The sequence below is a fragment of the Streptomyces sp. NPDC006529 genome, from assembly GCF_040611795.1.
GTDB lineage: Bacteria > Actinomycetota > Actinomycetes > Streptomycetales > Streptomycetaceae > Streptomyces.
In genome coordinates this window covers 25,308-46,910 of record NZ_JBEXPB010000002.1, presented here as the reverse complement: position 1 = coordinate 46,910, position 21,603 = coordinate 25,308, and the positions used below count along the sequence as shown (strand labels likewise).

The window sequence follows — 21,603 nt, the reverse complement described above, 5'->3', positions numbered from 1 at the left end:
TCCTAGAGGCTCTGGTCGCGCTCGAAGACGTGCACCCGGCCGACGGGGGCGAAGCCGCGGCGCTCGTACCAGTGGCGCGGCCAGTCGGCCTCGTCGGCGGTGAGGAAGCGCGTGGCACAGCCCGCCTCGGCGGCGGCGCGCAGGCCCGCGGCCAGGACGGCGTCGCCGTAGCCGCGGCCCAGCCGGTCCGCGGCGGTCATCAGGTCCTCGATCTGGGCCGTGCCGGAGGCCGGGTCGAGGTAGAGGTCGGCCCAGGCCGCGACGTCCCCTCCGGGGGTACGGGCGCCCAGGAAGCGCACGGTCTCGGCGCCCCGCAGGCGGGCCCGGCGGCGGTCCACGAGCTGGCGCAGGACCTCGTCCCCGACGTCCGGCAGGAAGCCGCGCCAGCGGCGGGCCAGCGGCTCGCGGAAGGCGGCCGCCTCCACCTCCCCGGCGGCGGGCTCCCCGGGGCCCGCGGCGGGCGGCGGCGGACCGGTGTGCCGCAGGACGACCAGGGGCAGGTGGGCGTACCCGGCGCGGACCATGGACGGCGCGCAGGCGGCTCCGCCCTCGTCGTCGAGGACGCTGACCAGCCGGAACGGCAGGTGTCCCAGCGCCGCGTCCGCAATGCCCGCCAGCGCCGCCGGGTCCACGGCCGCGGGGTCGTCGATGACGACCTGGTTGTCGGCCCGGGAGGCGTGGAAGGTGTCGTCCAGCGCCGCGAACCCGCCGGGCACCGCGACCGTGCGCTCGGCCTGGCGCCGCGCGAAGCCGGAGAGGAATGCGGTGATCCGGCGCATGCCGGGGTCCGGTGCGTGCATGCCCGCACCCTAACCAGCCGCCGTCGAGGAGCTGACTAGAGGTAGTCCTCCAACCGCCCGATCTTGTAGCCCTGTTCCTGTATGCGCTGGAGCATCCGGGTGGTCATCTCGATCTCGGTGGAGCCCTTCAGCTCCGCGGGGCCGCGGAAGTGGGCCAGGATGATGTCACCCGGCTTCAGGGCGCTGCCTTCCGCGTACTGGAAGTTGTTGATCTGCATCGAGGCCCGCCACAGCACCGCGTACGAGAGCCCGCACTCGGAGGCGGCCCGCAGGGTGTCGTCGTTGTAGTTGCCGTACGGCGGGCGGAAGAGCGGCGGCTTCGCGCCGAACCGCTTCTCCAGGCGTTCCTGCTGGCCGCATATCTCCTTCTTCTGCGCCGCGAAGGACAGCGTGCGCAGGTTCGGGTGGGTCAGCGTGTGGTTGTTGACCGTGCTGTGCGAGCCGTTGTCGCGCAGCGACTGGAAGTGGCCGTAGTCCGACGAGGCGATGTTGTCGGTCAGGAACATGCTGATCGGCAGCTTGAGGTCGGCCGCCATCTTCAGGAACTCGGGGTTCTTCTCCGCGCCGTCGTCGAAGGTCAGGAAGACCGTCTTCTCGCCGGCGGGCACGGGTATTCGGTCCACCACGGGTATCCGGCCCGGCGCCGCCTTCGGGAGCTGCGGCTTCTGCGCGGGCTTCGCGGCGAACTCCAGCGGCTTGGCGAGGCCCCACCGCCGGTGGGCGTCGTTCGCGGCGGGGCTCGGCGGGACGGCGCTCGCGGACGGCGCGGGGGACGGCGTACCGCTCGCCGCCCCCTGCGACGCTTCCGTGGTCTTGCGGCCGAGCCGTTCGATCGGGTCCACGCTGTTCCCGCACCCCGAAAGGGACAGCGCGAGCGCGCCGGCCGCCAGCGTTCCGGCCGTCAACCGGCGCGCGATGCTCACAAGTAGTCCTCCAGGCGGGCCACGGCGTATCCCTTCGCCGTGACGGTCTTCATCACTTGTCGGATCATGTCAGGCATCGTGCCCTTCCAGTCCTCCCGGCCCCGGAAATGGGTGAGGATGATGTCGCCCGGGTGCAGGTCCTGGTCGTACTCGCGCCAGTCCATCTTGTCCGTGAACGCCTCGGCGTTCCAGATCGGGACGGCCTTCACGCCGCACGACTTGGCCGCGCGCAGCGTGTCCTCGTTGTAGTTGCCGTAGGGCGGCCGGAAGAGCTTCGGGCGCTTGCCGAACTCCTTCTCGATGGTGTCCTGCATCCCGCAGATCTCCTGGCGCTGCTTCTCGTAGGAGAGGGCGGGCAGGTAGCGGTGGTTGAGCGTGTGGTTGTTGATGCCCACGCCCAGGGACTGCATCTGCTTGAAGTACGCGTAGTTGTCGCGCACCAGGTAGTCGCTGAGGAACGCCGTGTACGGGATCTTCAGCTCCTGCATCATCTTCAGGAACTCGGGGTCCTTCTCCGCACCGTCGTCGATCGTCAGGAAGACGACCTTGTCCTCGGTGGGCACGGTCGTGAAGACCGGCGGGAGGCCCTCGCCGTCCTCCACCTCGAAGCCCTTGCGGAAGGTGATCTCCGGCTTCGTCTTCGGCGCCGGGGGCGCGGCCAGCGGCGCAGCGGCCAGGCCCCACTTCTTGGCGGCCAGCGCCCGGGCCCGCTGGAGCTGCTCGGCGGTGACCGCGGGGCCGCCCCGGGCGCCGGATGCGCCGTTCTGGCCGGACTCCGCCGTCTTCGCCTTCTTGTCCTTCACCGCGGGGGCGGATTCCGTGGAGCCGCAGGCCGACCCCAGGGCGGCGACCAGCAGCGCGGCCAGCGCCACCCCGTACCGGCCGCGGGGACCCGCGGCGCGGCGACCGATACGCGCGTTATCTTCCTTTTTTCCTACTAGCTGCATAGCAGCGCATCCTGGCACCAGGGCCCCGCGCGCCCCCGGCGACACCGCGACCGGCGCCGGACGATCCATCGAGTGGCCCACACTGTCCGACAATGAAGCGGTGAACCCCGACGACCTCGCCGCCCTGCTCGCCCCCGAGGGGCAGGCCCTGCTCGACTCGCTGCACGACTACGACCCGGCCCGGGAGATCGCGGTGGCCACCCGGCTGCGCCGCGAGCACCCCGCCGAGCTGGTCTCCGCCGCCCTCGGGCAGGCCCGGCTGCGACAGCGCGCGGTGGTGAAGTTCGGCGCCGAGGACGCGTACCGCATGTACTTCACGCCGGGCGGCGGCGAGATGGCCACCCGGGCCTCCGTGGCGGCGTACCGCGCCGAGCGGATCGCCGCGCTCGGCGTACGGTCGGTCGCCGACCTGTGCTGCGGCATCGGCGGGGACGCGCTGGCCCTGGCCCGCGCCGGGATCCGGGTGCTCGCCGTGGACCGGGACCCGCTGACCGTCGCCGTGGCCCGCGCCAACGCGGCGGCGCTGGGGCTGGCGGACCTGATCGAGGTCGTGGAGGCCGACGTCACCGAGGTCGACACCGCCGGCTACGACGCCGTCTTCCTCGACCCGGCGCGGCGCGGCGGACGCGGGCGGATCTTCGACCCCGAGGGGTACTCGCCGCCGCTCTCCTGGGCCGTCGGGACCGCCCGGGCAGCGAAGTACGCGGCCATCAAGATCGCCCCGGGGATCCCGCACGAGGCGGTCCCCGCCGAGGCCGAGGCGGAGTGGATCTCCGACGGCGGCGACGTGAAGGAGGCCGTGCTCTGGTTCGGCACCTCGCCGGGCGCCGTCCGCGCCACCCTGCTCCCCGGCCCGCGCACCCTGCGCACCGAGGATCCGCTGCCGGACCCCGAGGCCGGACCGGTGGGGCGCTACCTCTACGAGCCGGACGGGGCGGTCATCCGTGCCCACCTCGTCGCGGAGGTCGCCGAGCAGCTGGGCGGGCGGCTGATCGACCCCACCATCGCCTACATCACCGCGGACGAGCTGCACGCGACGCCGTACGCGACCGCGTACGAGATCACCGACGTGCTGCCCTTCGGCCTCAAGAAGCTCAAGGCGCTGCTGCGCGAGCGCGGGGTGGGCGTCCTGACCGTCAAGAAGCGCGGCTCGGCGATCGAACCGGAGGAACTGCGCCGCAAGGTCAAACCGCAGGGACCGAACTCGGCGACGGTCATCCTGACCCGAGTGGCGGGCGCTCCTGCGATGCTGATCGGCGCTCCTGCGCGGGCACCCGAGCGGTGACGGTCGCGGCCCCGGCGGCGGGCTCCCCGGCCAGGGGGCCGGCCCCGGCGGCGGGCTCCCCGGCGCCGGGCTCCCCGGGCGCGGCCGCGGCCACGGAGTCGGCCGCCGGCGGGACGGGCCGGAAGGCGCGCAGCGCCCAGCGGTAGTGCGCGGCCGCCTTCCCGGCGCCCAGCAGCCCGGTGATCCACAGGATCATCCCGAGGCCCATGAGGTAGGCCACCTCGCCGTACGTGTCCGCGCCGGGCCGGGCCCCGACCGCGCTCCCGAAGGTCACCCACAGCCCGAGCGCGCACAGGACGAACGAGGACATCAGCCAGACCAGACTCCGCCCCGGCATGCGCAGCCTGCGGTCGTTCACCGGATCGCGGTCCGACTCGGCCCACGCGCACAGCAGTTGGCGGACGCGGCGGTCCCGCTTGACGCCCCACACGAACCAGAACCCGGCCGGTACGAGCACCCCGGCGCCCAGCACCAGGAAGACCGCGCCGACCAACGCCTCGACCAGGACGCCCTCTTCGAAGGCCATCAGGGCCATCCCGACGAAGGACCAGCCGAGGGCGAAGACGGCGCTGACCGCCCAGAGCAGCAGCAGCCGCCCCGTGCCCAGGCTGAGCCGCTCCAACTCGCCCAGGAAACGGGCCCGGTCGGCCCGGATGGCGGTCTGGTCCAGCCATGCACGCAGGTGCGCGGGCGGCGGCGGGGGCGGCAGGTCGGGGCGGGGCATGCGCATGACCATAGCGGCACTCCGGAACGCTCCGGGCCCGGACGTGCCGCCGCGTTCGCGGCCGGCCGCGGGCCGGTAGCGGGCCGACCGCAGGCCGGCCGTGCGTCAGCCGCCGGTCAGCTCGACGGACTCGAAGCGCCACCGGTGCACCGGCCGGGCGATCAGGTCGGCGCGGGGCTCGGGCAGTTCGGGCAGCGCGTCCGCGCCCGTGCCCGCGCTGCCGTCCGCCGCCTCCGGCCCGGTCTGCCACCAGGTGATGACCAGGACCCGGTCCTGCGCCGCCCGGAACACCTCGCGCCGCACCGGTTCGCGCGCGAGCACCTGCGAACGGGCCCACTCCAGCAGCTCGCCGCCCCGGCCGTCGGCGGCCCGGGCCTCCCACATGACGGCGACGGTGGTGCTCATGAGTACAGGTTGTCCTTGCTCAGTTCGTGCACGTGATCGTGGTCGTGCGCGTGCCCGTGCGGCTGCCCGTGGTCGTGGCCGTGCGCGTGCTCCCCGTCGTGGGACGCCCCGGGCACGTGCGGCTCGGTCACCGGCAGGGAGGAGTCCGCCGACAGGTCCCAGTCCGAGGCCGGCCGGTTCCGCTTGACCATCTCCGCGCCCAGCGCCGCCACCATCGCGCCGTTGTCGGTGCACAGCTTGGGACGGGGCACGCGCAGCACGATGCCCGCGTCGTCGCAGCGCTCCTGCGCCAGGGACCGCAGCCGCGAGTTCGCCGCGACGCCGCCGCCGATCATCAGGTGGTCGACGCCCTCGTCCTTGCACGCCCGGATCGCCTTGCGCGTCAGCACGTCCACCACGGCCTCCTGGAAGGACGCGGCCACGTCGCGCACCGGCACCTCCTCGCCGGCCTTCCGCTTCGCCTCGATCCAGCGCGCCACCGCGGTCTTCAGCCCGGAGAAGGAGAAGTCGTACGCCGCGTCGCGCGGCCCGGTCAGCCCGCGCGGGAAGTTGATCGCCTTCGGGTCGCCCTCGCGCGCGAGCCGGTCGATGACCGGGCCACCCGGGAAGCCGAGCTGGAGCACCCGCGCGATCTTGTCGAAGGCCTCGCCCGCCGCGTCGTCGATGGTCGCACCCAGCGGCCGGACGTCGCTGGTGATGTCGGGGGCCAGCAGCAGCGAGGAGTGCCCGCCGGAGACCAGCAGGGCCATCGTGGGCTCGGGCAGCGGCCCGTGCTCCAGCTGGTCCACGCAGATGTGGGACGCCAGGTGGTTCACGCCGTACAGCGGCTTGCCGAGCGCGTAGGCGTAGGCCTTCGCCGCCGATACGCCGACCAGCAGCGCGCCCGCCAGGCCGGGGCCTGCGGTCACCGCGATGCCGTCGAGGTCGCGGGCGCTGACCCCGGCCTCCTTCAGGGCGCGTTCGATGGTGGGGACCATCGCCTCCAGGTGCGCGCGGGAGGCCACCTCGGGCACGACCCCGCCGAAGCGCGCGTGCTCGTCCACGCTGGAGGCGATCGCGTCGGCGAGCAGCGTGGTGCCGCGCACGACACCGACACCGGTCTCGTCGCAGGACGTCTCGATACCGAGGACGAGCGGTTCGTCAGCCATGGGATTCACCTTGTACGGGTCCGTCCGTGGAGACGGAGCTTGCGGGATCGGAGAGTCGCATCACGAGCGCGTCGACGTTGCCGGGCTGGTAGTAGCCGCGGCGGAAGCCGATGGCCTCGAAGCCGAAGCGCTCGTAGAGCCGCTGGGCACGGGTGTTGTCGACCCGTACCTCCAGCAGCACCTCGGCGCACTCGAACGCGGTGGCGGCGCCGAGCAGGTCGGTGAGCAGCCGGGCGCCGAGCCCGGTGCCCCACTGGTCGCGGGCCGCCGCGATGGTCTGTACGTCGCCCAGGTCACCGGCGGCGGCGAGCCCGGCGTAGCCGACCAGGCGGCCGCCGTCCGCCTCCTCGGCGACCACGTAGCGGCGGGTGGCGAGCGGGCCGCGGGCGTGGGCCAGTTCGGACCAGAACATCCCCGCGGACCAGGCGTCCTCGGGGAACAGCTCGTGTTCCAGTTCCAGCACGGGCCCGATGTCCCACCAGCGCATCTCGCGCAGCAGGACGGCCGGGGCGGTCGGGGCCGTCACTGGGGCGTGACCACCTTGTAGTTCTTGGGCACCTGGGCGTCGGGGCGGCGCAGGTACAGCGGGGTCGGCGGGAGGAACTCCGCCCCCGCCGCCAGCCGCTGGGCGGCCAGCGAGGCCAGGGCGCCGGCCGACTGGTGCTCGGGGCCGCGCGCGTCCGGGAAGGACTCCGGGTAGAGCAGGGCCCCGGCGCCGACCACCGGCAGCCCGGCGAGCTGCTCGGCGATGTCGGCCGGGCGGTCCACGGCGGGCTCGGTGGTCCGGGTGCGCGGGTCCTCGTACCGGGCCCAGTACACCTCCTTGCGGCGGGCGTCGGTGGCCACCGCGAAGGGGCCCTCGATCCCGGCGTCCCGGGCGGCGTAGGCCAGCCCGTCGAGGGTGCACAGGCCGTGCACCGGCACGCCGAGGACGGAGGCGAAGGTGGCGGCGGTGACGAGACCGACGCGCAGCCCGGTGTACGGGCCGGGGCCGACGCCCACGACGATGCCGGTCAGGGCGTCGAGCTTCAGCCCGGCTCCGGCGAGGACCTTCTCCACGGTGGGCAGCAGCAGCTCCCCGTGGCGGCGGGCGTCGACCTGGTGCGCCTCGGCGATGACGGACTCACCGTCGTGCAGGGCGACGGTGACGGCGGGCGTGGCGGTATCTACAGCGAGCAAGAGCACGCGAACAGCCTACGACTCCGCGGCCCCGGGCCTTCGCGGCCGGTCCGGCGGCACCCCGGCTGCTACCGTCAGCGCGGGTGCATCCAGCGGTGTGATCAAGCGTTGAATCCCCCGGGACCGCGAGGGCGCCGGGGCGGCGGAGAGGTGGAGCAAGGTGGCACGCAGCAGCTCGGGAATCGTGGCCGGGCTCACCGCCGCGGCACTGGCAGCGGTCGGTTTCCTCGGCTACCAGGCGTCGGCGAGCGCTCCGGCCCGCCCGGCCGCGGCCGTGAAGCAGCCGGCCGCCTCCACCGCGCCGAGCCCCGCCGCGCCCGACGCCGCGGGCAAGCCGGCGCCGGTGCCGGCCGACTCGGGCAAGGGCGTGCGGGTCGTCTACTCCGTGTCCCAGAAGCGGGTCTGGCTGGTCGGCGCGGACGGCGTGGAGACGAAGAGCTTCGCGGTGGTGCCGAGCACGGTCCATCCCAAGACGGGCAGCTACTCGGTGGACACGCGCCGCGGCACGGTCACCGGTTCGGACGGGGCGCCGATCGAGCACGTGGTGCTCTTCGCGACCGCGGACGGGGTCGTGATCGGTTTCAGCGCCCGGGTGGACGGCGCGACGCCGGAGCCGGACACGACGAAGAAGACGGGCGGCATCCGCATGACGCGGGCCGACGGGGACGCGATGTGGAACTTCGCCACGATCAACACGCGGGTGGTCGTCGTCCCCTGACGGCGGACCGCCACGATTGACCCGAACGGGTGAGGCCGCGACGGGCGCGACGCCGCGTCACGGTGACCGGCGCCGCGTCGGGGTGCCCCCCTCGGGTCGGGTACGGCTCAGGCCGCTTCGGATTCCGGAGCGGCCTGTGTGCGTACGGACGCGGGGACGGGCGCGGACGCCGGGGCGGCCGGGCGCGCGGGCGGGGTCGAGACGGCGGTCGCGGCGCGGCACGAGGCGAGCAGCGCGCCCATCGACGGTCCGGGGGCGGAAAGGTACGCGGACGCGGACGCGGCGGACGGGCGGGGAACTCGCTCTTCTGCCGACATGGCTGCCTCCTGGGCATTCGACCGATCGTCGAAGTTAGGTAGACCTAACCAGCTCTCGGTACCATGTCACCACGGCCCCCGCCATCGGCGCAACATTTTACCGACGCGTTGTCGGTACCCGTGCGAACGTTGTCGGAAAGTCCAGTGCCGCCGGGGATGTCCGGGCCCTCAGGCGCCCCAGGCCCCGGCGAGCGCCTCGATCCCCGCGTCGGCCCAGCGCGCGCCCACTCCGTACACCGAGACCTCGCGCATGTCGTCGAGGACCTCCTCGTGGCCGACGGCGCGCCGGATCACCACGTGCAGCCGGTCGTCGGACAGTTCCTCCACCTTGCCGTCGCCCCATTCGACGACGACCACGGACTCGGGCAGCGAGACGTCGAGGTCCAGGTCCTCCATCTCCTCCAGCCCGCCGCCGAGCCGGTACGCGTCCACGTGGACCAGCGCCGGGCCCTCGCCCAGCGGGGGGTGGACCCGGGCGATGACGAAGGTCGGCGAGGTCACGGCCCCGCGCACGTCCAGGCCCTCGCCGAGGCCGCGCGTCAGGGTGGTCTTGCCCGCGCCGAGTTCACCGGTCAGCAGGACGAGGTCGCCGGGGCGCAGCAGCGCGGCGAGCCTGCGGCCCAGGCCCTGCATGCCCTCGGGGGAGTCGATCGTGATCAGGGTCGCGCCGGTCGCGGCCTCAGCCGCCCGGTTGTGCGGTGCTTGCAGCGGTGCTTCCATGCCCGCCAACGTTAGCGGCTGCCGGGACCGCTCCCGTGCGGGCCAGCAGCTCGGTGAGCAGGGCGGTGACGGTCTCCGGGCGCTCCAGCATCATCAGGTGCCCTGTCTCCTCCAGGATCACCAGTTCCGCGTCCGGCAGCTCGGCGGCGATGGCCGCGCTGTGCTCCGGCGGGGTGATCATGTCGCGGTCCCCGGCGATGACGGTGACGGGAAGGTCCGCGAACGCCCGCAGTGCGGTCGTCTTGTCGTGGAGCATGATCGCCGGGAAGAACTCGGCGACCACGTCGATCGGGGTCGCCTCGATCAGCCGCTCGGCGAAGCGCGCCACGTCCGGGTCCACGTCCGGCGAGCCGAACGAGTACCGCTTGATCATGCCCGCGAACAGGTCGGCGGTGGCCCGGCGCCCCTTCTCCACCAGTTCCACCTGCGAGCACAGCGCCCGCAGCACGCCCGGCAGCACCCGGCGCACCGCGCTGACCCCGACCGAGGGCAGCCCGTACGTCACCTCGCCGAGCCGGCCGCTGGAGGTGCCGACGAGCGCCACGCCGACGACCCGGTCGCGCACCAGCTCGGGGTACTGGGCGGCCAGCGCCATGGCGGTCATGCCGCCCATGGAGTGGCCGACGAGGATCAGCGGGCCCTCGGGCGCGGCGGCGTCGATGACCGCCTTGAGGTCGCGGCCCAGCTGGTCGATGGTGACCGGTACGCCCTCGGCCTGGGCGACGCCCCGCGCGGAGCGGCCGTGGCTGCGCTGGTCCCAGTAGACGGCGCGGACCACGCCGCGCAGCGCGGCGCGCTGGAAGTGCCAGGAGTCCTGGCCGAGGCAGTAGCCGTGGCAGAAGACGACGGTGGCGGCCGGGGCGGGCTTGCGGCGCAGTCGGCGGCGCTTGGCGTTGTCCTCGGGCAGCTCGTCGCACTCGTAGTGGAGCAGCGTGCCGTCCTCGGCGCGGCAGGTGCCCTCGGTGCCGCGCAGGGTGCCGTAGGGGCCCGAGGCGTCGAGCGCGAGGCGCGCCTTCATCCGGATCCCGCGGCCGACCGTGAGCCGCTCGACGGCCACTCCGGCCGCCGCACCGGCTGCCACGACGCCGATCGCGGCGCCCGCCCAGCCCGCCTTTCGCCAGTTCTCGCCCACGCCGACCTCACTCAGCCAGGAAACCCAGAAACACCGGATATGCAGTCATTCAGCGGCACAGGCGCCACCCCTACGAATGTCCCGATCACGCATGGAGATGCACCCGGGGCACCCGGGACCCGATCCGCGTGACGATCTCGTAGGCGATCGTCCCGGCGGCCCGCGCCCAGTCCTCGGCCGTCGGTTCGCCCCGGTCTCCCGGGCCGAAGAGGACCGCCTCGTCGCCGGAGCGGACGTCCGCGCCGGGCCCGAGGTCGACCACGAACTGGTCCATGGCCACCCGCCCCGCCACCGTCCGCACCGCGCCGCCGACCAGCACCGGGCCGGTGCCCGAGGCGTGCCGCGGGACGCCGTCGGCGTAGCCGGCCGGGATCAGGGCGAGCCGGGTGTCCCCCGGGGTCGTGTAGTGGTGCCCGTAGCTCACGCCGTGGCCGCCGGGTACGTCCTTGACCAGGGCGACCGAGGCCTTGAGCGTCATCGCGGGGCGCAGGCCCAGCTGGGCGGAGGTGCCGAGTTCGGGGGCGGGCGAGACGCCGTAGACCGCGAGGCCGCAGCGCACCAGGTCGAAGTGGCTCTCGGGGAGGGTGAGCGTGGCCGGGGAGTTGGCGATGTGCCGGACCTCGGGGTCCACGCCCTCCTTCTCGGCGTAGCCGAGCATCTCGCGGAAGGCGTCCAGCTGGAGCTGGATGGAGGGGTGGCCGGGCTCGTCGGCGCAGGCGAAGTGCGACCACACGCCGGTGACCTTGACGGTGCCCTCGGCCTGGGCGGCGACGGCCGCGCCGACCAGTTCGGGCCAGTCGGCGGGCTGGCAGCCGTTGCGGCCGAGGCCGGTGTCGGCCTTGAGCTGGATCCTGGCCGTCCGGCCGCTCGCGCGGGCGGCGGCCCGTACCTCTTCGAGGGCCCACATGCCGCTGACGGCCACGTCGACGTCGCGCTCGACGGCTTCCCGCCACGGGCCGCCGGGGGTCCACAGCCAGCACATGATCCGGCCCGCGATGCCCGCCTCGCGCAGCGCGAAGGCCTCCTGCGGGGTCGCCGTGCCGAGCCAGGTCGCGCCGGCCTCCTGGGCGGCCCTGGCGCAGGCCACGGCCCCGTGGCCATAGGCGTCCGACTTGACGACGGCCATCAGCTCGGCCCGGGGTGCGCGGGCGCGCAATGCGCGCACGTTCCCCCGTACGGCGTCAAGATCGATCTCGGCGTGTACGCGCGGCGGTGTCTCATTCATCGCCGCAAGTGTCTCAGAACCCCACCAGCGCGCCGCTCAAGCACCCGACGAGCCGACACCTTGACCAGGTCCCCTTCCCCCGACCGCCCCCGGGGGGACCCGCCTCAAACGCCGGCGCGGCTGGGGTGGCCGCCGCCGGCGAGGCCGGGGTGTCCGCGCTGAACGCGGCCCAGCCCGACCCATCCAGCCCGTCCGGCGTTTGAGGACCCGCCGGGGGCCCCACCCGGCCGCAGCGGTCCAACGCCCGTGGACGGGACGGGTGCGGCCCGACCGCCCTCCGAGGGCGCCTCAAACGCCGGCGAGGCTGAGGTGGCCACGTTGAACGCGGCCCAGCCGACCAAGTCAGCCCGTCCGGCCGACGAAGCCCGGCGGCGCCGGACCAACCAGCCCGTCCGGCGATTGAGGACCCGCCGGAGGCCCCACCCGGCCGCACCGGCCCAACCCGCGGGCGCAGCCGCGACCCGAGTGCCCTCCAGGGACGCCTCAAACGCCGGCGAGGCTGGGGTGACCCGGCCGAACGCGGCCCAGCCGACCAAACCAGCCCGTCCGGCGTTTGCGGACCCGCCGGAGGCGCCACCCGGCCGCACCGGGCCAACGCCCGTGAGCGGCCGCGGGCCGGAGGGCCCTCCGGGGGCGCCTCGAACGCCGGCGAGGCTGGGGTTGGCCCGGGGAGGTCACCGGGGCCCGGGGGCGACCACCGCGCGCCACGCCGTGGGGAGGGCTTCCGCGACCTCGTGGGCCAGGAGCGGCGCGCCCCCGGCGGCGCCGCGGGCCGCGAGGCCGTGGAGGTGGGCCGCCACCGCACCCGCTTCCGCCACCCCCAGCCCCCCGGCCAGCAGCGACCCCGCCAGCCCCGACAGCACGTCACCGCTGCCGGCGGTGGCCAGCCAGGGCGTCCCGGTGCCGTTCACCCACACCGGGCCCCGCCCCCCGGCCCCCGCACCCGCACCCGCACCCGCACCCGCACCCGCACCCGCCACCAGCGTCGTGGACCCCTTCAGCAGCACGGCGCACCCGTACCGCCCCGCCAACTCCCGCACCGACGCCAGCCGCTCCCGCTCGACCTCCTCGCGCCCCACCCCCAGCAGCGCCGCCGCCTCCCCCGCGTGCGGCGTCATCAGCACCGGCGCGCCCCGCCCCCGCAGCACCCCCGGATCCAGCCCGCGCAGGCCGTCCGCGTCCACCAGCACCGGCACCCCCTCCGCAGCCGCCGACGCGAGGAGTTCCGCGACCTCCTCCTCCCGACCCGCCCCCAGGCCCGGTCCGACCACCCACGCCTGCACCCGCCCGCGCCCGGCCAGCACCTCCGGGTAGCGGGCCAGCACCATCTCCGACGCGTGCGCGGGCCCGACGTACCGCACGGCCCCCGCCCCGCCCCGCAGCGCGCCCGCGACGCACAGCACCGCCGCCCCCGGGTACTGCGCGGACCCGGCGACGACGCCCACGACCCCGCGCCGGTACTTGTCGCTCTCCGCGGAGGGCCGCGGCAGCAGCGCGCCCACGTCGGCCCGCCCGAGCGCCCGCACCGCCGCCCCGTCCGGACCCGGCAGGGCCAGCCCGATGTCCACGAGCCGTACCTCCCCGGCCCGTTCGGCCCCGGGGTCGATCAGCAGCCCCGGCTTGTACGCCCCGAAGGTGACGGTCAGGTCCGCCCGTACGGCCGCCCCCGCCACCTCCCCGGTGTCCGCGTCCACCCCGCTCGGCAGGTCCACGGCGACGATCCGCGCCCCCGGCGGCACCTGCGCCACCAGCGCGGCGGCCGCCGGGCGCAGCCCGCCGCGCCCGCCGATGCCCAGCAGCCCGTCCACGACCAGGTCCACCCGCTGCGGCACCCGGACGGCCACCCGGCCCCCGGCGCCCCGCAGCGCGGCCAGTCCGCCCGCGTGCGCCCGCTCGGGGTCCAGGAGCACGGCCGTCACCCCCGCGCCCCTGCGCGCCAGGCGTGCGCCCGCGTAGAGGGCGTCACCCCCGTTGTCCCCGGTCCCCACGAGCAGCGCCACGCGCGCCCCGTACACCCGCCGCAGCAACCCCGCGCAGGCGGCGGCCAGTCCGGCCGCCGCCCGCTGCATCAGGGCGCCTTCGGGCAGCCGCGCCATCAGCTCGCGCTCGGCGGCCCGTACGGTCTCCACGCTGTAAGCAGTACGCATCCCACCAGCGTGCCCGATCCCCGGGCGCGCGGCTCAGCCCTCGGCGATCACCACGGCCGACGCCACCCCCGCGTCGTGGCTGAGCGAGAGGTGCCAGGAGCGCACCCCCAGCTCCCGTGCCCGCGCCGCCACCGTCCCGGAGACCCGCAGCCGGGGCTGCCCGCTCGGTTCGACGTACACCTCGGCGTCGGTCCACAGCATCCCGGCGGGCGCGCCGAGCGCCTTGGCCAGGGCTTCCTTCGCGGCGAACCGGGCGGCGAGCGAGGCGACCCCGCGCCGCTCGCCGCTCGGCAGGTTCAGCTCGGCCTCGACGAAGAGCCGCGCCGCCAGCCTGGGCGTACGCGCCAGCGACTCCGCGAACCTGTCGATCGCGGCCACGTCGATCCCCACACCGATGATCACTTCTCGGACTCCGAACTCGCTGCTCTCACTCCACCGTCACGGACTTGGCGAGGTTACGCGGCTGGTCCACCTCGTTGCCCCGCGCGGTCGCCAGCTCGCAGGCGAACACCTGCAACGGCACGGTCGCCACCAGCGGCTGGAGCAGCGTCGGCGTGGCCGGGATCCGGATGAGGTGGTCGGCGTACGGCACCACCGCCTCGTCGCCCTCCTCCGCGATCACGATCGTGCGCGCCCCGCGGGCCCGGATCTCCTGGATGTTCGACACGATCTTGTCGTGGAGCACCGAACGGCCCTTGGGCGAGGGCACCACGACCACCACCGGCACGTCCGCCTCGATCAGCGCGATCGGCCCGTGCTTCAGCTCGCCCGCCGCGAAGCCCTCGGCGTGCATGTACGCCAGCTCCTTGAGCTTGAGCGCGCCCTCCAGCGCCACCGGGTAGCCGACGTGCCGCCCCAGGAACAGCACGGTGTTCTTGTCCGCGAGCGAGCGGGCCAGCTCCCGGACCGGCTCCATCGTCTCCAGTACGGTGTCCACCGCGCCCGCGATGTCCGACAGTTCGCGGATCACCGCGCGGATCTCGTCGCCCCACTTGGTCCCGCGGACCTGCCCAAGGTAGAGCGCGACCAGGTAGCAGGCGACCAGCTGGGTCAGGAACGCCTTCGTCGAGGCGACCGCGACCTCCGGCCCGGCGTGCGTGTAGAGGACCGCGTCGGACTCGCGCGGGATCGTCGAGCCGTTCGTGTTGCAGACGGCCAGCACCTTCGCGCCCTGCTCGCGGGCGTGGCGCAGCGCCATCAGCGTGTCCATCGTCTCGCCGGACTGGGAGATGGCGATGACGAGGGTGCGCTGGTCGAGGATGGGGTCGCGGTAGCGGAACTCGCTGGCCAGCTCCGTCTCGCAGGGGATCCGCGTCCAGTGCTCGATGGCCAGCTTGGCGATCATGCCGGCGTGGTAGGCCGTACCGCAGGCCACGATGACGACCTTGTCGACCTCGCGCAGCACGGAGGCGGGGATGCGCACCTCGTCCAGGGTCAGCGAGCCGCTCGCGTCGATCCGGCCGAGGAGGGTGTCGGCGACGGCCTTCGGCTGCTCGGCGATCTCCTTGAGCATGAAGTAGTCGTAGCCGCCCTTCTCCGCGGCCGAGGCGTCCCAGTCGACGTGGTAGGCGCGCACGGCGGCGGGCGAACCGTCGAAGTTGGTCACCGACACGCCGTCGCGGCGCAGTTCGACGACCTGGTCCTGGCCCAGCTCGATCGCGGACCGGGTGTGGGCGATGAAGGCGGCCACGTCCGAGGCGAGGAAGTTCTCGTCCTCGCCGACGCCCACCACGAGCGGGGAGTTCCGGCGCGCGCCGACCACCACGTCCGGGGCGTCCGCGTGGACGGCGACCAGCGTGAAGGCGCCCTCCAGCAGGCGGCAGACGCGCCGCATGGCCTCCGCCAGGTCGCCGCCCGAGTCGGCGAACCGCTCGGCGAGCAGGTGGGCGACGACCTCGGTGTCCGTCTCGGACTCCAGCCGGTGCCCACGCTCCGTCAGCTCGGCGCGCAGCACGGCGAAGTTCTCGATGATGCCGTTGTGGACGACGGCCACGCGCCCGGAGTTGTCCAGGTGCGGGTGGGCGTTGAGGTCGGTGGGCCCGCCATGGGTCGCCCACCGGGTGTGCCCGAGTCCCGTGGAACCGGCGGGCAGCGGATGCCCGACCAGTTCCTTCTCCAGATTGACCAGCTTGCCGGCCTTCTTGACGGCGGCGAGCCCTCCGTCGGCGAGCACGGCGACACCGGCCGAGTCGTAGCCCCGGTACTCCAGCCGCTTGAGTCCGGCGACGACCACATCGAGCGCAGATTGCGCTCCCACGTAACCCACGATTCCGCACATAGGCGGCACCCTACGCCGAGCACGGGGCTCGGTCCGGGACCCCAACCGGACGAAAAACCCGCCCCGGCGAATGTGCCGGAGCGGGGTTGACGCGACCTGACCCGGGGTCACCCGGGCGCGTGCGAGGGTCAGCCGAGCTTCTTGACCTGTGCGTCGACGAGGGTCTTGGGCAGCGCGGCGTCCGTCGTCGGGGACACCGAGTAGAAGGACGCGAGGGTGTTGCCCTTGCGGACCACCACGAGCTGGGTGGCGACCTTCTCGCCCTCCACCTCACGCTCGACGGCGTAGGCGACGGCCTCGTCACCGGCGGTCACGGCGGTGCCCGGGGTGACCTTCGTGACCTTGCCGGTCTCGGACTCGCTGGCCCCCGGGTAACCCGCGGCGCACGGGGTGCCCGCCGCCTTCACCGCGGCGAAGGCCTCGTCGGCGCCCTTGCCGTCGTAGGAGTTCAGGCCGACCATCGTGACGGTCACGCTCAGGGCGTCCTTGACGGCCTTGAGCTTGTCCTCCGCGGAAGCGTCGGCGGCGGGCTGCTTCGGCTTGCTGCTGGCCTTGGTGGCCGCGTTGCCCGCGGACTTGCCGGCGCCGGCGCCCGACATCGCCTGGGCGAGCGGCCGGCACTCGGCCTTGGTGGTGGCGTAGGCCGCGGCGGCGCCCGTGACCTCGTCGGGGGCGGCCTCCTTGACCAGGTAGTCAGCGACCTCGGCCTGGGTGACGAGCAGCGGCTTCAGCTCCGCGGCCGTCTTCGCCTTGGCGGCCGGCCCGGCGGCCGGCGTCGACGCGGCGGCCGAGGCACCCGCGTCCTTCGGCTCGTCCTTCGCCGCCTTGTCCGAGCCGCACGCGGTGGCGAGCAGCACCAGCGACACCGCCGAGGCGGTCAGGACGGAACGGCGGACGAGGGTGGAACGCACGATGAATCTCCCCTATGACTCAAAAAAATGATGTTCGCGGCAGTGCCGCCCGAGCAATGTACGAGCGATTGCGCACGGGCCCACCGCGATTTCCGGCCCCGTCCGCCAATCGTGACCAGGGCGATACCGGGCCGCGGCCCCCTCAATCGAGCTTCCTGATCTGTGTCTGGATGATGTCCCGGGGCTGCTCGGCCCGTCCCCATGAAGGAGTCGCGGTGAAAGAGGCGAGGACGTTGCCCTTGCGCACCACGACCAGCTGGCTGATCACCTCGTCGCCTCCCACGTTCCGTTCGACGGTGTAGGCGACCGACTCGTCTCCTGCTACGACAGAAGCGGTGGGGGCGATCCTGGTGACCTTGCCCGCGTCCTCGTCGTGGGCCGTCGCGTAGCCGGCCGCACAGGTGACGGCCGCTTTGCGAAGCTCGGCCAGGGCTTCCACGGCGCCGCCGCCTCCGTACGAGCTGAGGCTGATCACAATGGCGGCACCGGGCGCGTCCGTCGCGGCCCACCGCTCCTCGTCCGTCGCACCGCTCGGAGCGGCACCCTCCGGCCGGCCGGCGGCCTTGGCGGCGGCGGCCTCGGCGGGAGCGCCCACCCCTACGCCGGCTTGGGTATCGCTCAAGGGCGAGCACGCGGCCTCGGTACTGCCGAACGTGGTGGCGAGGGCGAAGGCCCGGTACCTCTCATGCGTCGCGACCACGTAGGCCGGCAGATCCTTCGGCCCGACCAGCATCCCGACCAGCTCCGGCCGCGTCTTGGCCGCGGGCCCCGAAGCGGCCGCCGACGGTATCTCGGAGGTTTCGGTGCCCTTCGGGCCGTCCTTCCCCCGCGCCGTCCCGGCCGGCCCGCAGCCGGCTGCCGACAGCCCGAGGGACACCACGGTGGCGCCGACCACCCATGGGCGAACACGGCTGAGGCGCACGACGGCCCTCCCCCACGGCTCGGCGACCGGCCACTCCTGCGGCCGCCCCAAATCTACGGGCCGATACGCACCGGCGTACGAGGGTTTCCGGTCCCCTGGCGCGCCTTCGCCCCCTGTTTCGGCCACCCCGGCCCCGCACCGGGTCCCGTAACCCGCGTGAACGCCGATCACCCCCCGTGACCGCTCCCCACGTGACCGACCACACCACCCACAACCGGCCGCGACCCCCGACAATGGCGGTGTGATCACTTCGCCGCCACGAAGCACCACGGACCCCGCTCCGGACCCCGCCGAGGGCCCTGTCGCGGGCACCGCCGAGGGCCCTGTCGCGGGGGCCGGCCCGGACCGCGCAACGGAGCGCGCCGACCGGCCGGAGCGTTCCGCCCACCGCCGGGCGGACGCCTCGCCGTACGTCGACCTCACCCGGGCGGAGTGGAGCGCGCTGCGCGAGCGCACCCCCCTGCCGCTGACCGCCGACGAGCTGGAACGGCTGCGCGGCCTCGGGGACGTCATCGACCTCGACGAGGTCCGCGACGTCTACCTGCCGCTCTCGCGGCTGCTCAACCTCTACGTCGGCGCCACCAGCAACCTGCGCGGCACACTGAACACCTTCCTCGGCGACGCGGGCAACGGCCACGGCGCCCAGCAGGGCACCCCCTTCGTCATAGGGGTCGCCGGTTCCGTGGCCGTCGGCAAGTCCACCGTGGCCCGTCTGCTCCAGGCGATGCTGGCCCGCTGGCCGGAGCACCCGCGCGTGGAGCTGGTCACCACGGACGGCTTCCTCTACCCGATGAAGGAGCTCCAGCGGCGCGGCCTGACCGCCCGCAAGGGCTTCCCCGAGTCCTACGACCGCCGCGCGCTCACGCGTTTCGTCGCCGACATCAAGGCCGGCAAGGACGAGGTCACGGCCCCGGTCTACTCGCACCTCATCTACGACATCGTCCCGGGCGAACGGCTCGTCGTGCGCCGCCCCGACATCCTGATCGTCGAGGGCCTGAACGTCCTGCAGCCCGCGCTGCCCGGCGAGGACGGCCGCACCCGGGTGGCCCTCGCCGACTACTTCGACTTCAGCGTGTACGTCGACGCGCGCCCCGAGGACATCGAGCGCTGGTACCTGGGCCGCTTCCGCAAGCTGCGCGAGACCGCCTTCCAGAATCCTTTCTCCTACTTCCGCAAGTACACCCAGGTCTCCGAGGAGGAGGCGCTGGACTACGCGCGCACCATGTGGCGGACGATCAACCGGCCCAACCTGCTGGAGAACGTCGCCCCCACCCGCGGCCGCGCCACCCTCGTCGTCCGCAAGGGACCCGACCACAAGGTGCAGAAGCTCAGCCTGCGCAAGCTCTGAGGACCGCCGCCCCGCCGCCGGCGGCTAACCTGCCGGGATGCTGCACGTACGGATGATCACCCCGGTCCGCCTGACCGACGAGGTGGTCACGCTCGTCCGCCGGACGGTCGGGACCACCCACCTGGCCGTACTGGCGGGCGCCGCCCTCGATCCGCCCGGCGACGTGGTGCTGTGCGACGTGGCGCGGGAAGCTGCCGACGAACTGCTCGTGGAGCTGCGCGCGCTCGGCCTCGACGAGACCGGCTCGATCGCGGTGGAGAACATCGACATCTCCCTCTCCCGCAGCGCCGACCGGGCGGAGGAGGAGGCCCCGGGCGAGGGCGCCGACGCGGTGATCTGGGAGCAGCTGACCGAGGCGACCCACGAGGAGTCCACCCTCTCGGTCACCTACCTCGCCTTCCTGGCCCTCGCGACGATGATCGCGGCCTGCGGCGTGGTCCTGGACAACGCGATCCTGATCGTGGGCGCGATGGCGGTCGGCCCGGAGTTCGGTCCGCTCGCCGGGGTGTGCACCGCCCTGGTCCAGCGGGCGCCCCGGCTGGCGGCCCGGTCCCTGACCGCCCTGCTGGTGGGCTTCGCGGTGGCGATGGTCTCCACCACCCTCTTCAGCCTGGCCATGGACGCGCTGGGGCTGTTCGACCGGGGCATGCTGGAGAACCCGCGTCCGAACACCAGCTTCATCTGGCAGCCGGACCCCTTCTCCTTCGTGGTCGCGGTGCTCGCGGGCGTGGCCGGCGTACTGTCCCTGACCTCGGCCAAGTCGGGCGCGCTGGTCGGGGTCGCGATCTCGGTGACCACCGTCCCGGCGGCCGCGAACGCGGCCGTGGCCCTGGGGTACGGCGAGTTCGCCCAGATGTGGGGCTCGGCCGAGCAGCTGCTGCTGAACCTGGCCGGGATCATGGTGGCGGGCAGCGTGACGCTGTGGGCCCAGAAACTGCTGTGGCGCACCCAGCGGGACCGGATGCTCCGGCCGCCGGGTGCGCCGTCCCGGAACGACGCCCCCCTCTAAAGGGGGGCGACCGGGGTACGCCGTACGAGGCCCTCAGCCGAGGGCGGACTTCACGACGTCGGCGAGGCGGCCCGCGATCGCGCGCGCCTGCTCGATGTCGGCGGCTTCCACCATCACCCGAACGAGCGGCTCCGTACCGGACGGACGGAGCAGCACCCGCCCGGTGGTGCCCAGCTCCCGCTCGGCCTCGGCGACCGCGGCCGCGAGTTCGCCGGAGGTGCCGACCCGGCTGCGGTCCACGTCGGGGACGTTGACCAGGACCTGCGGCAGCCGCCGCATCACCCCGGCGAGGTCCGCCAGCGTCCGCCCGGTCGCCGAGACCCGCGCGGCCAGCATGAGGCCGGTCAGGGTGCCGTCACCGGTGGTGGCGTGGTCCAGGATGATCACGTGGCCGGACTGCTCGCCGCCGAGCGCGTAGCCGTGCTCCTTCATCGACTCCAGCACGTAGCGGTCGCCGACGCCGGTCTGGACGACCTGGATGCCCTCGCCCTCCATGGCCAGCTTGAAGCCGAGGTTCGACATCACGGTGCCGACCACGGTGTTCTCGCGCAGCTGGCCCGCCTCGCGCATGGACAGCGCCAGGACCGCGAGGATCTGGTCGCCGTCGACCTCGTTGCCCTCGGCGTCCACGGCCAGGCAGCGGTCGGCGTCCCCGTCGTGCGCGATGCCGAGGTCCGCCCCGTGCTCGACCACGGCCGCCTTGAGCAGGCCGAGGTGGGTGGAGCCGCAGCCGTCGTTGATGTTGAGGCCGTCGGGCGCGGCGCCGATCGTGATGATCTCGGCGCCCGCGCGGGCGAAGGCCTCGGGCGAGACGTGGGCGGCCGCGCCGTGCGCCTCGTCCAGGACGACCTTGAGCCCGTCCAGGCGGTTCGGCAGGACGCCGATCAGGTGGGCGACGTAGCGGTCGAAGCCCTCGGTGTAGTCGGAGACGCGGCCGACGCCGGAGCCCGTGGGGCGGTCCCAGGGAGCGCCGGTGCGGTGCTCCTCGTAGATGGACTCGATCCGGTCCTCCAGCTCGTCGGCGAGCTTGTGGCCGCCGCGCGCGAAGAACTTGATGCCGTTGTCGGGCATGGCGTTGTGGCTGGCGGAGAGCATCACGCCGAGGTCGGCGCCCAGCGCACCGGTGAGATACGCCACCGCCGGGGTGGGCAGCACACCGACGCGCAGGACGTCCACGCCCGCGCTCGCGAGGCCGGCGACGACCGCGGCCTCCAGGAACTCGCCCGACGCTCGCGGGTCACGGCCGACGACGGCGGTCGCCCGGTGCCCCTCGAAGGTGCCCGCTTCCGCGAGGACATGGGCTGCCGCGACGGAGAGGCCGAGCGCCAGCTCGGCCGTCAGATCCGCATTGGCGACACCGCGTACACCGTCTGTGCCGAAGAGTCGTCCCATGTTTGTCCTCCGAGGTTTCGCGTTTCACGCAGTGACCGCTTGTGACAGATATTTGCCGCTTGTGGCGGTAAAC

General features: G+C 73.9%; 22 protein-coding genes. 4 read left to right on the top strand and 18 right to left on the bottom strand.

Going from position 1 to position 21,603, the window contains the following annotated elements:
* Positions 1-2 precede the first annotated feature (2 nt).
* The 3 genes from ABZY31_RS02160 to ABZY31_RS02150 are packed head-to-tail and all read right to left on the bottom strand — an operon-like array spanning position 3 to position 2,595.
* Positions 3-800, bottom strand: a complete 798-nt coding sequence (locus ABZY31_RS02160; RefSeq protein WP_356403816.1) for a GNAT family N-acetyltransferase — start codon at positions 798-800, stop codon at positions 3-5.
* 35 nt (positions 801-835) lie between these two features.
* Positions 836-1,723, bottom strand: coding sequence for a polysaccharide deacetylase family protein (locus ABZY31_RS02155; RefSeq protein WP_356403813.1), 888 nt, complete (start codon positions 1,721-1,723; stop codon positions 836-838).
* The gene (locus tag ABZY31_RS02150) at positions 1,720-2,595 is read right to left on the bottom strand and encodes a polysaccharide deacetylase family protein (protein ID WP_356403810.1); all 876 of its coding nucleotides are present in this window, start codon (positions 2,593-2,595) and stop codon (positions 1,720-1,722) included. Before ABZY31_RS02150 ends, ABZY31_RS02155 begins: the two co-directional genes overlap by 4 nt.
* Before the next feature lie 175 nt (positions 2,596-2,770).
* On the opposite strand from ABZY31_RS02150, the gene ABZY31_RS02145 reads away from it, so the two are divergent.
* Positions 2,771-3,955 (top strand): class I SAM-dependent methyltransferase, encoded by a 1,185-nt coding sequence (locus ABZY31_RS02145; RefSeq protein WP_356403807.1) that lies wholly within the window; start codon positions 2,771-2,773, stop codon positions 3,953-3,955.
* Here ABZY31_RS02145 and ABZY31_RS02140 read toward each other — a convergent pair.
* The 5 genes from ABZY31_RS02140 to tsaB all read right to left on the bottom strand — a co-directional run bounded on the left by ABZY31_RS02140 (position 3,885) and on the right by tsaB (position 7,417).
* Positions 3,885-4,679, bottom strand: a complete 795-nt coding sequence (locus ABZY31_RS02140; protein WP_356403804.1) for a hypothetical protein — start codon at positions 4,677-4,679, stop codon at positions 3,885-3,887. The genes ABZY31_RS02145 and ABZY31_RS02140 overlap by 71 nt on opposite strands.
* A 105-nt stretch (positions 4,680-4,784) precedes the next feature.
* A complete protein-coding gene (locus ABZY31_RS02135) occupies positions 4,785-5,084 on the bottom strand; it encodes a hypothetical protein (protein ID WP_356403801.1) in 300 nt (99 codons plus the stop codon).
* Positions 5,081-6,232: a tRNA (adenosine(37)-N6)-threonylcarbamoyltransferase complex transferase subunit TsaD gene (tsaD, locus tag ABZY31_RS02130; protein WP_356403798.1), complete on the bottom strand. Its 1,152-nt coding sequence runs from the start codon at positions 6,230-6,232 to the stop codon at positions 5,081-5,083. Before tsaD ends, ABZY31_RS02135 begins: the two co-directional genes overlap by 4 nt.
* On the bottom strand, positions 6,225-6,719 hold the full coding sequence (gene rimI, locus ABZY31_RS02125) for a ribosomal protein S18-alanine N-acetyltransferase (RefSeq protein ID WP_356404393.1): 495 nt from the start codon (positions 6,717-6,719) through the stop codon (positions 6,225-6,227). The genes tsaD and rimI overlap by 8 nt, the downstream gene beginning before the upstream one ends.
* A gap of 35 nt (positions 6,720-6,754) precedes the next feature.
* Positions 6,755-7,417 carry a tRNA (adenosine(37)-N6)-threonylcarbamoyltransferase complex dimerization subunit type 1 TsaB gene (gene tsaB / locus ABZY31_RS02120; RefSeq protein WP_356403795.1) on the bottom strand — a complete coding sequence of 221 codons (663 nt, stop codon included), beginning with the start codon at positions 7,415-7,417 and terminating at the stop codon, positions 6,755-6,757.
* Positions 7,418-7,571: 154 nt separating this feature from the next.
* On the opposite strand from tsaB, the gene ABZY31_RS02115 reads away from it, so the two are divergent.
* Positions 7,572-8,129 carry a hypothetical protein gene (locus ABZY31_RS02115; RefSeq protein ID WP_356403792.1) on the top strand — a complete coding sequence of 186 codons (558 nt, stop codon included), beginning with the start codon at positions 7,572-7,574 and terminating at the stop codon, positions 8,127-8,129.
* Positions 8,130-8,236: 107 nt separating this feature from the next.
* Here the strand turns inward: ABZY31_RS02115 and ABZY31_RS02110 are convergent, their stop codons facing one another.
* The 9 genes from ABZY31_RS02110 to ABZY31_RS02070 all read right to left on the bottom strand — a co-directional run bounded on the left by ABZY31_RS02110 (position 8,237) and on the right by ABZY31_RS02070 (position 17,781).
* The gene (locus ABZY31_RS02110) at positions 8,237-8,446 is read right to left on the bottom strand and encodes a hypothetical protein (protein WP_356403789.1); all 210 of its coding nucleotides are present in this window, start codon (positions 8,444-8,446) and stop codon (positions 8,237-8,239) included.
* Positions 8,447-8,614: 168 nt separating this feature from the next.
* Positions 8,615-9,166, bottom strand: a complete 552-nt coding sequence (gene tsaE, locus ABZY31_RS02105) for a tRNA (adenosine(37)-N6)-threonylcarbamoyltransferase complex ATPase subunit type 1 TsaE (protein ID WP_356403787.1) — start codon at positions 9,164-9,166, stop codon at positions 8,615-8,617.
* Positions 9,126-10,298, bottom strand: coding sequence for an alpha/beta hydrolase (locus ABZY31_RS02100; RefSeq protein ID WP_356403784.1), 1,173 nt, complete (start codon positions 10,296-10,298; stop codon positions 9,126-9,128). Before ABZY31_RS02100 ends, tsaE begins: the two co-directional genes overlap by 41 nt.
* A gap of 85 nt (positions 10,299-10,383) precedes the next feature.
* Entirely contained in the window at positions 10,384-11,523 is a 1,140-nt protein-coding gene (alr, locus tag ABZY31_RS02095) for an alanine racemase (protein ID WP_356403781.1), read from the bottom strand.
* A 674-nt stretch (positions 11,524-12,197) separates the two neighbouring features.
* Positions 12,198-13,670 carry an NAD(P)H-hydrate epimerase gene (locus ABZY31_RS02090; RefSeq protein WP_356403778.1) on the bottom strand — a complete coding sequence of 491 codons (1,473 nt, stop codon included), beginning with the start codon at positions 13,668-13,670 and terminating at the stop codon, positions 12,198-12,200.
* A 33-nt stretch (positions 13,671-13,703) separates the two neighbouring features.
* Positions 13,704-14,072, bottom strand: coding sequence for a holo-ACP synthase (locus ABZY31_RS02085; protein ID WP_356403775.1), 369 nt, complete (start codon positions 14,070-14,072; stop codon positions 13,704-13,706).
* Between the two features lie 25 nt (positions 14,073-14,097).
* Positions 14,098-15,948 carry a glutamine--fructose-6-phosphate transaminase (isomerizing) gene (glmS, locus tag ABZY31_RS02080; protein WP_356403772.1) on the bottom strand — a complete coding sequence of 617 codons (1,851 nt, stop codon included), beginning with the start codon at positions 15,946-15,948 and terminating at the stop codon, positions 14,098-14,100.
* Positions 15,949-16,076: 128 nt separating this feature from the next.
* Entirely contained in the window at positions 16,077-16,859 is a 783-nt protein-coding gene (locus ABZY31_RS02075) for a hypothetical protein (protein ID WP_356403769.1), read from the bottom strand.
* A gap of 142 nt (positions 16,860-17,001) precedes the next feature.
* Positions 17,002-17,781 (bottom strand): hypothetical protein, encoded by a 780-nt coding sequence (locus ABZY31_RS02070; RefSeq protein WP_356403767.1) that lies wholly within the window; start codon positions 17,779-17,781, stop codon positions 17,002-17,004.
* Between the two features lie 241 nt (positions 17,782-18,022).
* On the opposite strand from ABZY31_RS02070, the gene coaA reads away from it, so the two are divergent.
* Both coaA and ABZY31_RS02060 read left to right on the top strand, forming a co-directional pair.
* Positions 18,023-19,129, top strand: coding sequence for a type I pantothenate kinase (gene coaA, locus ABZY31_RS02065; protein ID WP_356403764.1), 1,107 nt, complete (start codon positions 18,023-18,025; stop codon positions 19,127-19,129).
* A gap of 37 nt (positions 19,130-19,166) precedes the next feature.
* Positions 19,167-20,138 carry a TIGR00341 family protein gene (locus ABZY31_RS02060; RefSeq protein WP_356403761.1) on the top strand — a complete coding sequence of 324 codons (972 nt, stop codon included), beginning with the start codon at positions 19,167-19,169 and terminating at the stop codon, positions 20,136-20,138.
* 33 nt (positions 20,139-20,171) lie between these two features.
* On the opposite strand, the gene glmM is transcribed toward ABZY31_RS02060, so the two are convergent.
* A complete protein-coding gene (gene glmM, locus ABZY31_RS02055; RefSeq protein WP_356403758.1) occupies positions 20,172-21,530 on the bottom strand; it encodes a phosphoglucosamine mutase in 1,359 nt (452 codons plus the stop codon).
* Positions 21,531-21,603 lie beyond the last annotated feature (73 nt).